The organism is Glutamicibacter sp. NPDC087344 (assembly GCF_044744225.1).
Taxonomy (GTDB): domain Bacteria; phylum Actinomycetota; class Actinomycetes; order Actinomycetales; family Micrococcaceae; genus Glutamicibacter.
Genome location: NZ_JBIUXY010000007.1, coordinates 151,574 through 163,312, shown reverse-complemented (window position 1 = coordinate 163,312; position 11,739 = coordinate 151,574). Strand labels below are relative to the sequence as shown.

Below are 11,739 nucleotides of genomic sequence, written 5' to 3'. Positions count from 1 at the left end.
GGTCGACGGATCAAGATTCTCTGAATCATTGTCCAACACAGGAACGGTAACTGAATCACCAATCTTGTTCCCATGCGACTCATCATCAGCAGCATCAACACCATCGAGGTAGGTCACGTGAACATTCGCACCAGTCTCATTACCGTTACGATCCTTCACGACGTATGCGATATCAGTCGGATTACCCTCGAAACCCTCTTCAGGAACGAAAGTAACCGAACCATCCTCATTCACCGTCCAGGTGCCTTCACCCTCAACAACCAGTTCCTTCACTGGATTGCCCTCAGGATCAACAATATTCACCGTCGACGGATCCAAATCGCCCTTGTCATTACCCAAGGTAGGAACAGTCACCGCGTTACCACGAGGATTATTCAACGACTCATCATCCGAAGCCTCAGGCAGGTAAGTCACCACAACCTGAGCACCAGTGGACTGACCGTTCTCATCTTCAACGGTGTAATCAATCGGCGTTGGATTACCCTCAAAACCCTCTTCAGGAGTGAAAGTAATCGAACCATCCTCAGTCACCGACCAAGTACCCTCACCAGGAACAACCAAATCCTTAACAGGATTGCCCTCAGGATCAGTAATATTCACGGTCGACGGATCAAGATTCTCTGAATCATTGTCCAACACAGGAACGGTAACTGAATCACCAATCTTGTTCCCATGCGACTCATCATCAGCAGCATCTGCAGCCGGCGAAATCTCTACCGCGTAGTCTTCAACTTCGCCAGAGTCCGCGTGTCCGGTAGGCGACTGAATTTGCGAGCTGGTGTAGCCGGCTCGCAGTCGTAGGTAGGTTGTTCCTGCGGCGAGGTTGGCCGGAGCCTCCCACGTTAGCTCGGCAGAGCCGCTACCGGAAGGAGCCGTTGCACAGGCCTGCTCCGATGAATCAAAAATGCCGTTCTGGTTGAAATCGATCCAGCCGCAGATTTCGCCATTTTTGCTCGCACCCGTGTATGGAACTGTCACAGTGTAGGGGTGCGCTTCCGCGCCACCACGCAGTGGAGCAATTTCGCTCAGCGCATCGTCGGAGTCGCCATCCGCGCCAGCTCCGGCGTTTGGACTGGTTGAACTATTTGCGACCGTTGAATTATCAGCAGTGATACTCTCGCCAAGTGCAAAATCCGTTAGCGTATGTCGCGCAGCGTTACCCTGGTCGTAGGACGCTGGGGCATCGCCGAAATCTTCGCCCAAGGTTGAGGTGAGGTTGAAGGCATCGCCTTGACCGCCACTTAGGGTGAAGTCTCTCCCCGCATAGCGAGTGACCACTAGAGAGGTGTTAAAGGTCAGAGAAGTGACCGTTCCTTCAACCTGGACGGAGCCACAGCCTGCATTCGCCGAACGACCTTGGAACGGTCGCCCGTTGTCAGCGATACAGCTGGCTGAAGAATCTTCGTTGGTGGCACGGATTAGATTTCCGTCAACGGTGAGATTCGGTCCGCTTGCCTTTGAGATACTCACACCTGGTGTCGCGAGCGTCAAACGCGCCGTAATAGTCGCCAGGTTGTTTGTGGCATTCTGCGCGGCACCGCCGAGCCCGGCAAGGTGGATCACAGGATTACGAACCGGATGCTCGTAGTTGATCGTTACGGTGCCACGGTTGTCGTACACGGTTGGCGTACTTCTGGCAGCCAAACCTGCCCCACCGACAGTTACGAGAACAGCCGGTGTTGAGGATGGAATACCTGGGGCGTACTGCGTGACGTTGTATCCACGATCGGTCATGTCACTGTTTACACCACCACTGGTATTCCCTGCCCCCACAATGGTGAGTTGAAGACCAGATGGTGTCACCGCAGTCCCGTTGACGAAATCGTCAACGGGAACTTGATAGGCAACCGACGGAGTAGCCGCCAGAGTCACGTAACCCGACGAAACTAGAATTGCAGCCATGACTGCGGCCGGGCGGCGCAGCCAACCAGGCCGTGCCCCGGGCCTGAGCCGCGCCTCTCTTTTTTCACGAATGTGCGACCACGGACGTGGTCGCTGGTTTTTACCTTTCACACCTAACTCCCCCTGCGATTTGTGATGATTATTTGCTCGTGAACCCCGTAGGGCCGTATCTGGATTTTTCGTCGCGCGGGACAGACTTCCGCCATCGGTGATGGGTGCTGCTGTACTTTCGATAGCCGCGGTGTTGCTCGACCCGGAAAGATTCGATCACCAGATCGCCACCAGCCGCGCTTGACCACGGAGCAGATTTTGCGACGTACTCGACGTCCATAACTTGCCGACGGTGCCAGAACCCTGCCCTACGTCGAGCACGAACCTTCATAACATCGCCGTTTGTATCCGTAGCCCTGCGGGCACCTCGTCTGGGGTTAGCCTCGTACGCACTAACTGTTCCGGTGAATGACAAGGAACCCATATCCACGACTTCCCCCAAAGCCATCACAACTGCGCCTACGCCGGTCTGACAAAGTCGAATCAGCGACTGCACATAACACCCCCTCACCTTCGCTAAACCCAGATAGCTTCATTCGCGGTATGCCAGAACAGAGAACACCGTGGCGCTCTGCCCTTAGATAAACTCATGCACTTCTGGCATCCCAAAGAGTTCACGAAGTCCAAAATATCAAAGAATGTCAATATTTACAGCACCTAGCTATTTCATATTGGCTTGCCAATACGGCAATAGTTACGCTACACAAGCGTAGATTCTGGCATGCCTATCGATATACCACGCCTTGCGGCTGCCGCAGGGTAACTCTCACAACAGAAGAGATCGCTGGCGTGAAACTGGCCGCTGAAGAATTTAGCCACAAATAGGCATGCCAGATTGAAAGCTTTCAGAAACGTAATCACAACGGGTCGGACCGGACATCGAAACCATGTGCGGCACCGTGCGGCTACTGGCAGCGCGGTTGAATTTGGCTCCTCGCGGTCGCATCACAGGAACAGCTTGGAATTAGAGAGCGAGTTCCTGCAAGGTTTTGAACACCGGAGCACCGGCAAGTGGAACCGGCCATTGAAGCACTGGCCAACACCACCTAGGCGCCACCCAACAACTTCCCGTTTCAACCTGAGTCTCCGCTTGCCCTTCACAGGAAGGGCCTGGAGTGCACTACATTAGCCAGCCTGAATCATTGACACCTCGGCAGTGGACTCGCTGGCAAAAATTGTGCCTTGCACGGAGCAATGAGCTCGATAGTTAACCTGAACCAGGGTGCAAGAATCACTAGCCCTACCGCTCACGATCACAATTCACCTGTTGAGCATAAGAGACTTTCAACGAAACAGGCGTAATAACAGCGATAACCATCGTTGCCTACGCCCCTGGGCGCACTATCCGAGCCTGCTGTTGTTGCGGTCCTGACAGCAATCACTCGACGCGTACCGATCTCGAACGTTCGTCTGCATAGTAGGGCACACGACGCAGATCAAAAGTGCAATCGGTCTAGCCGAACTTAACTGCCTAATTGGATCATCATAGGCCGGTGATTGAACCTTCCACAGGGAATAGTGTTTCTATTGATACTCCACGGCAAAGCCTGAGCTCAGATTCACGTAGTCGTCATTCAATGCCAGATCGAAGAAGCACTCGAAAACACTTCTGCCCATCAGCTCATCGCGGTTAATAATTGACTCCAGGAGCAGATAGTTCCCGCGGACCAAAAGCCCGTGCTTCTCGAGCTTGCTAAGGTGCCACTGCAGGCGTGCCTCGATAACTTTGTTGGCGCTCAAGATATATCGGTTCTTTGATGCCACAAGCAATGCCTTGCGAAAATTCATCAGGGCAGGAACTAGACTGCTGGCATTTGCCTTGCCCTCCACACTGGCAACTTGATCGGCCAAATATTGTTTCAAGGCACTTAGATCCTGGCCGTCTCTGCGTTGTCCCGCCAGTTTCGTTGCATAACAATCCAACGCCAGCGCTACGTCAATGACGTCATTGATTTCAGATTCCGCGAGGTCCCTGATGCGGGCGGAGCGTCGCGGGCCTGCGTCACTGACCAATCGATCGGCAATAAGTTCATCAATGGCCTGCTGCGCAGGGGTTCTGCTTACTTTAAAATCTTCGGCCAGAGTTCGCGCGGACAAGGCGTCCCCCGCTCGGCGGGAACCTGAATAGATTTCCTCGCGCACTCTCTGCGCAATCGAGAATCCGCCGCTTTGGTAACTCGCTTCCCCCTTCGGCAGTGGCTGACTGGCTCGATTCCGTTGGAACACCATCGACTGAACCGTCTCAGATGAGGGAAACTGCGGGCTACGCAGGAACTCCATCGCCTCTGCGCGGCCCTTTGCCTGTGCCTTGATAGCGAAGGTCCTGTAGACGGCTTCAACACCGTTGAAGTCGCGCGAGAGAAGGTGATCGGCAAACTCCCGGAACAGAAGACTTAGTTCATCCATGGAGACCCCGTCCGGGTTCCATTTAAAGTAGTAGTCGTTAAGAACATCATTGATCTCAAGAAGAATCGAATTACCACTCGATTCGACAACTAAGCTTCGAAGTCGGTAAATGAACTCATTAACTTCCGTTTGTGTGGCAAGGCCATCTGTTGCACAGAATCGCTCAACAAAGGTTTTCACCTCTGACAGTTTTCGTTCGTCATAACGAACGATTGCCTGACGACATGCCAAGAGATCAAGGGTGACCATTAGTTCATCAAGGTCAACTCGGTCTTCCTTGCGCATCCCCACCACAACAGCTTCATTGCCCGCTTCTCGAGCAACAAGGCCTTCGATCACAAGTTGCTGAATCGCGTACCGCACGGGGCTTCTGCTCACGCGAAATTCGTCCGCTAAGGCGCGTTCCCGAAGCTTTTCGCCGACCGAAAACTCGCGGTCTAAAATTCGCAGACGAATGCCCTGCAGGACACGTTCGTTCTCATTCTCGCGTTGTTCTTGTGACACAGATACATCATCTCATTTCCAGTGCTGCACTACTGATTCGAACGTAGTGTTAATCGCCGTTGCGGAAATGGCAATGGCGAAACTGGCCAAAGCACATGTTTCATCTGGCATACCGTGTGATACGATCTAACACGATAGAAGCTCGATTATAGATCTCAACAAACATCTCTCTCGTTGATGTTTGTTGAAATTTAGCGGATATTCAACATTGGCTTGCGACTTGTGGGTCGGATTTAGCGAGATAAATCTGGCATTCCAATCTTGAACCGCGATTGAACTTCTCTCTGGTTTTGTTGGTCGCTTCCCAGGGCACCGACAAAACCCGCCAGGACCCCCACCCTGGCCCTGTGTAGCCCAAGCAATCTTTGGGGTAGTTTGGGCTACACACTTCTATGAACCCAATACAATCACGCTGTGCACCAAAACTAGCTACCATTTAGAACGGTGAATCTGGCGCTCCGACGTAGTTTTCGGGGTACTGGAGCAAGTGGTATTCGTCTAAATTATCAGCAAGGAAACAAGCGTCCTGCGACATTGGTTCACTCAAGACGTCCACCCAACGGTTCAAGAAACTCCGCGGCCGTTTTTGTCCAGACAAAAACGGCCGCAAATTCTCATTCCAACCCGTGCCCCAATCGCACAGGTCTTCCTCCAACGTTTATACAATTCGATGGTCATTTGTCAGTGGCAGTCCCCGGGTAACCTGTGCAAAACCGCTTCACCTGATTGATCCATGAGAAATACGTGCGAGTGAAATGCGTGGTGAACCCGGCTGCTCTTCCAGCCAATCCCTAATGGTCTGAAGTCGCTTTCGTGAGCGGATACGAAACATCAAAAGCGACAAGCGCAATCCGGCTCTAGGAAAACCCGTTCGGTGCACCGGCGGCTCTGCCGTCCTCGTTAAGCTTCCTTCCCAGATGTTTAGCGGCATGTATAACCAGGGAACGGTCGGCGATACGGGCACCCGGGATCGACTTCTCCAGCATGACTTCCAGACGCTGCACGTCATCGAGGTTTCGCAGCCACACGGACATGATCAGGTTGTATTGGCTCGCGGAGCGGGCAGCCAGCTTCACTTCTTCCACACGTGCCAGCGCTCCGCGCACATTTTCCAGGGAGGAAGCCGGAACCTGCATAAAGTACCAGGCGTTGACGGGCCATCCAGAATACGTCCTGGCGATGTCGGTGCGGAACATAAGTTCGCCGCTGTTTCGCAGTACCGCAATGGCATCCGCTACCCGCTGACTTGTCACGCCGGCTCGTGCTGCAATCTGCGAGGTTGTCGCCCGCCCGTTGACGGCCAGTTCGGATTCAATCACCTTGTGCAGATCCTCGGGAACTTGACGGGGAGCACGCAACCGAGGCGGCCGCAGCGGCGGAATCCGGTTGATATCAGCGGCTGAAAGCTCTCGCAGCCGCCAGGCACCGCCTTCCTTGATCACGTCGGTGACCAGGTGCGTGCGGGCCGCGCGAATTGAGTCGAACTGCCCCAGCTGATGAAGCACAAAGTTTGTCACATCACGCATCGATTTAGCGACGAAGGTCAGGATCAGGTCGCGGCTGCCCACGGTGAAGTCGACCGATAAGATATCCGGATTTTCCGCCATTGACTGAAATGTTGCAATGGACTGCCCCGGCGCGCACTCCACTTCTATCAACGCAAGAGTTGAACGGCTAGTTCCGGGGCTGTATCCGCTGACCCATGCCAGACCGGTTTCCGAAAGCCGTTCCCAGCGCCGGGCCAGTGTGACCGCGTCAACGCCGACTACCGGGGCGAGGTCGCTCCAAGGGGCTCGCGGGTCAACCTGGAGCGCATGCACCAGTCGAAAATCGATGGCATCGGGCTCGTATTCCTTCGTCATGAGGCAATTAGAGCACTCTTTCCTGCAGATTGGACTGACGAAGCCGGTGATGGACAACACTCTCCACCAATCGCAGGCCTTGCAGGCAGGGCCATCAGGTCAACATGAAAGGACATCATGTCCGTCGATGAATCCACACTTCAGGCGCAGGGCGCTGCCACCGTTGAGTACGACCGCGCCGCGCACGTCGAAGCACTGAGCGCCATCGTCAACCATCACCTTCCGGTGTTTACCGAGCTTAGTGATGCCATTTGGGACAACCCGCAGCTGCGCTGGGAAGAGTTTGATGCCGTCGAAAGACAGATTGCCCTGGCCGAACAACATGGCTTCGAGATCAAACGCGAATTGGGAGGCATCCCGACCGCCTTTTCCGCCGAGTACGGAACTGATGGCCCGCTTATCGCCGTCCTTGGCGAGTATGATTCACTTGCCGGCCTGAGCCAGGCTTCAGGATCCACCACCCAGACTCCTGATCCGGGCAACACCTCCGGCAATGGCCACGGATGCGCTCACCATCTGCTCGGTGCAGGATCTCTACTGGCTGCCATCAGCATTGCCGAGTATCTGCAAACCTCGGGGACGCCCGGTCGGGTGCGTTATTACGGATGCCCATCTGAGGAAGCCGGCTCGGGCAAGGCTTACATGGTCAAGGCTGGCGTATTCGATGATGTTGACGCGGCCGTGACCTGGCACCCTATAGCCAATACCTCAACCCGTCAGTGGTTGAGCTTGGCCAACATCAATCCGGTCTTCCATTTCCGCGGGGTTGCGGCCCATGCCGGAGGCGCTCCCCACATGGGACGCAGCGCACTGGACGCGGTTGAGCTGCTCAATGTGGGAGTCAACTTCCTGAGGGAACACATGCTGGATTCCTCGCGAATCCACTACGCAATTACGGACACAGGCGGAGAATCACCGAACGTCGTTCAGTCACAGTCATCCGTGTACTACTTGGTGAGGGCGCGGACCGTCCGGGAGATGCAGGAACTCTACGAGCGTGTCCTGAAGGTCGCCCGTGGCGCGGCGTTGATGACCGAGACCGAACTGACCGTCGAAATCCAAGGAGCTACAGCAGAGCTCCTTCCGAATGAAGTCCTTGAGCAGGCCATCCATGAAATCACCGAACTTGTAGGTCCTGTTCCCTTCGACGAGGCCGACCAGGCGACTGCGCAAGAATTCCTGGCACAGTACCCGGAATCAGAAGTCGCTGCCGTTCGCCAGAGGTACGGGATCGACCGGTTTGATTCGAAGGCTCTCCATGATTCGATCCCTGCGCTGAACCCTTCCATGCCCCGGCATCAGGAAACCGGATCAACAGATGTCGGTGACGTCAGCTGGGTGACACCAACCGTCCAGATTTTCTCGGCAAGCATGGCAATCGCAACCCAAGCCCACTCGTGGCAGTGGGTTGCCCAAGGAAAACTTCCGGCAGCTCACAAGGGCATGGCCCACGCGGCCAAGGTCATGGCGAGCATGGTTGTAGATCTCTTCACGAATGAAGAATTGCTCGAAACCGCAATAGCTGAACATCGGAAGGCAACGGCCCTGACACCTTTCATTTCTCCAATTCCTGACGGAGTAGTGGCTCCGCCGCTGCGCGAAATCAGCTAACCAGTTCCGGGACGGGTCCACAACATTTGTTCCCGTCCCGGAACACCTCGTTATACCTGAGGTCAAACCTCGCTCTTTGGAACACCCTCCGACTAAATCGTCGGACCCATGTAACCTCTCGTTCTCACATCGTTGGAGTAGCAATGAGTTCCACACATACCCCTCGCAGCGCCAAACCTCTTACTGCTAAGTCGGGCGCATCGGCGGCAGTAGGGTTCCTGATTTTCCTGGAATTCGGCAGCGGGCTGCTGCAAGGTTGGCTCAGTCCCCTGCTTCCCGCCATCGGGGCGACCCATGGTGTATCGGCAGCCTCACTGAACTGGATCATGGCCATCTACCTTCTGGCCACCGTGGTAGCAGTCCCTATCTTGGGAAAGCTCGGCGACATGTACGGCCACAAAAAACTCTTGGTCTTCGCGACCGCGGCAGTCGCGGCCGGGTCCATTCTGGTCGCTTTCGCGCCCAGTTTTGAATGGCTTTTGGTCGGGCGCGCACTCCAGGCACCGCTTGGCGCGTTCCTTCCGCTGGAATTCGCCATCGTGCGGCATCGGGATCCCAAAAGCGCGGGCAAAAGCATTGGCCGGCTGGTTGGTGCACTCACCCTCGGCAGTGTCGCGGGCGGGTTGATTTCAGGGGCGGTCATGGATGCGTTGGGCAGCCTGACGCTGACCCTCCTGTTCCCGGGGCTTTTCCTCGCCCTGTGCATCCCGCTGGTGAAGTTCCTGGTTCCAGAGACAACGTTGCTCAAAAAGGGCTCGATCGACTGGATCGGCGCAGCCTTGCTGGGTGTGGGCATGCTGGCCCTGCTGGGCGGTGTCTCCAATGGCAACTCGCTTGGCTGGAGCAACCCGTTGGTCATCGGCGGCATCATCCTCGGAATCATCTTGCTGGTTGCGTGGATTTTTGTTGAACGCAGCGTCAAGGACCCGCTGATCGACCTCCAGGTGCTGACCCGAGGTATCGGGCTTCCCATCCTGATGTCCCTTCTTGTGGGTGCCCAGATGTTCGCTTCCAACACCCCCAGTTCACTGTTCCTGAGGGCCGACCCTGCGAACGGGTACGGTTTCGGGCTGAGCGCTTCCGAGGCAGGGCTGGTTTTGGCCAGCTACTCGTTCGCACTTTTTATCGGCTCAACCTTCAGCGATAACCTCGCCATACGGTTGGGAGCAAAGGGCACAATCATTGGAGGCGCAACAGTCAGCGCCATCGGCTACCTGCTCATGGTGCTCTGGCCCGGAACCGTTCTGACTTTCAGCACGTGGTTGTTCATTTTGGGGGTAGCTTCCGGCATCCTGATCGGAGTCTTGCCCACCGTCATCGTCAAACGCGCACCGGCGGACTCGGTGGGCATCGCCTCGGCGATGTACAACACCTCTCGCTCGGTTGGCGGGGCGGTGGCAGGCGCTGGTTTTGTCCTCGTGATGTCCACTCTCGCGACCCAATCAAGTGTCAATGGGGCCGCGGTTTCCGTGCCGTCCCATGATTCCTACCGCGTGGTGTGGAGCGTTTGCGCCGCCATTTGCCTGGTTGTTGCCGTCATGGCCACGCGCTTGAAAAACAGCCAGCCGGTCCTGGAGGCAAACTCGCCGGAGGCTGGCAACGCACCGCTCCGGGACGAGTCGCGGCCTTCGGCCCAGGCCGCGGGAGATGACAACTTTGAAGAATCAGCAGCACGGGCTCCTTTGCCGGCGCAGGACTAGCAGCTGCAGGCACTGCACTGTGCCCAGCGGTGCACCGCATCTCGCAATCCGGCGCCCCCTTTCCCCTCGCCACGTTTGAGGGAACAATCCACACCGCAACTCAACCAAAAGGTAGGTAGTTATGAATAACCTTGAAGCCATCAACGCGGCAATCGATGCCCTGGCCCCGGAGTTCACCGCTCTTTCGGATACGATCTGGGATCAACCCGAGTTGCGGTGGGAAGAACATCGTTCAGTACGGCTGCACAGCGAACTTGCCCAGAAATACGGGTTCAGCATCACCCAAAACATTGCCGGCGTTCCCACCGCATTCGCAGCTGAGAAGGGCACCGACGGGCCTGTGATTGCATTTCTCGGTGAGTACGACGCACTTGCGGATATGAGCCAGGACAGCGGGAATCCTGAACGATGCCCCAACCCGCTGGGCGATTCAACTAACGGCCACGGATGCGGCCACCATTTGCTCGGATCAGGGTCGCTGCTGGCAGCCGTGGCAACCGCCGCCTACCTGGAGGAAAACAACCTTCCCGGCCGAGTCCGGTACTTCGGTTGTCCAGCAGAAGAAGCGGCAGCCGGCAAAACATACATGGTCAGGGGTGGTGCATTCGACGACGTGGATACGGCCATCACCTGGCATCCAAACAATGAAACGATTGTTCGCCAGGTACTCACGCTGGCCTACGCACAGGTCTATTTCCACTTCACCGGAGTCTCTTCGCATGCCGGGGTAAGCCCGCATCTGGGCCGCAGCGCGCTTGATGCCCTCGAGCTGACAAACACCGGACTGAACTTCCTGCGCGAACACATCCCGGACTCTGCACGGATTCACTACGCCATCACCGACGCCGGTGGACTCTCACCCAACGTCGTCCCGTCCCAGGCCTCGGGTTTTTACATCATCCGCGCCGAAGACACCGCCCAGATGCGTGAGCTCTACGAGCGTGTTGTGAAGGTCGCTGAGGGAGCCGCCCACATGACGGAAACCAAACTGCGAATCGAATTCGACGGGGCCTGCTCAGAGATCCTGCCTAACGACACCCTCGAACTGGTCATGCATGACACGGTGCAGTCGTTAGGAAGCATCCCATTCAGCGACGCGGATCAGGCCGCGGCCGCGGCCTTCACCCTTGACTCATCCGCCCGGGATCTGAAAAATGCACGGCTGCGTTTCGGTTGGTCTTCAGATGATTCACGGGCGTTGCACGAAACCCTCCCGTTGACGGATTTCCAACGCCCGCGCAACCAGATGACCGGTTCCAGCGACGTCGGCGATGTGTCGTGGTCGGTTCCCACGGTGCAGATTCTGGCGTCAACCTATGCGCTGGGAACTCCTTTCCACAGCTGGCAGGCGGTGGCGCAGGGGAAAACAGCTGCTGCGCACAAGGGGATGACCTATGCCGCCAAGGCGATGGCCGGCACGGCCTTGAGAGTCTTCACGGACGCAGAGTTGCTGGCGGCCGCCAAGAAGGAGCATTCACAAGCCACCGCGGAAAATCCCTACGTCAATCCGATCCCTGCTCACGTCGTGGCGCCTCCCCTGCGTACCGCCCAAGACGCCAGTGGCGACCAGCCTTCGTCCCTGGAAAAGTCGCTGTCCTAAGCACTACAAAGTTCAACGGCGCAGCGCGTCACGTTCATTAGCCACAAAAAACCGGGGCCAGAACCCTGCGACATCCCAAGCACTGATGCACCGTGTCCGAGCA

Annotated in this window: 6 protein-coding genes; 3 read left to right on the top strand and 3 right to left on the bottom strand. The window is 56.3% G+C overall.

What is annotated here, in order from left to right:
* From ACIOWL_RS14000 to ACIOWL_RS13990, 3 genes are all read right to left on the bottom strand, one after another.
* On the bottom strand, nt 1–2,013 hold a 2,013-nt coding region (locus ACIOWL_RS14000), incomplete at its 3' end, for a GEVED domain-containing protein (RefSeq protein ID WP_400386207.1).
* Between the two features lie 1,464 nt (nt 2,014–3,477).
* Nucleotides 3,478–4,863, bottom strand: a complete 1,386-nt coding sequence (locus ACIOWL_RS13995) for a GntR family transcriptional regulator (protein ID WP_400386204.1) — start codon at nt 4,861–4,863, stop codon at nt 3,478–3,480.
* Between the two features lie 857 nt (nt 4,864–5,720).
* Nucleotides 5,721–6,725, bottom strand: a complete 1,005-nt coding sequence (locus tag ACIOWL_RS13990) for an Lrp/AsnC family transcriptional regulator (protein WP_400386201.1) — start codon at nt 6,723–6,725, stop codon at nt 5,721–5,723.
* A 117-nt stretch (nt 6,726–6,842) separates the two neighbouring features.
* On the opposite strand from ACIOWL_RS13990, the gene ACIOWL_RS13985 reads away from it, so the two are divergent.
* The 3 genes from ACIOWL_RS13985 to ACIOWL_RS13975 all read left to right on the top strand — a co-directional run bounded on the left by ACIOWL_RS13985 (nt 6,843) and on the right by ACIOWL_RS13975 (nt 11,636).
* Nucleotides 6,843–8,336: an amidohydrolase gene (locus tag ACIOWL_RS13985; RefSeq protein ID WP_400386198.1), complete on the top strand. Its 1,494-nt coding sequence runs from the start codon at nt 6,843–6,845 to the stop codon at nt 8,334–8,336.
* Nucleotides 8,337–8,479: 143 nt separating this feature from the next.
* Nucleotides 8,480–10,036, top strand: coding sequence for an MFS transporter (locus ACIOWL_RS13980; protein WP_400386195.1), 1,557 nt, complete (start codon nt 8,480–8,482; stop codon nt 10,034–10,036).
* Between the two features lie 121 nt (nt 10,037–10,157).
* Nucleotides 10,158–11,636, top strand: a complete 1,479-nt coding sequence (locus ACIOWL_RS13975) for an amidohydrolase (protein WP_400386192.1) — start codon at nt 10,158–10,160, stop codon at nt 11,634–11,636.
* The last annotated feature ends 103 nt before the right edge of the window (nt 11,637–11,739 follow it).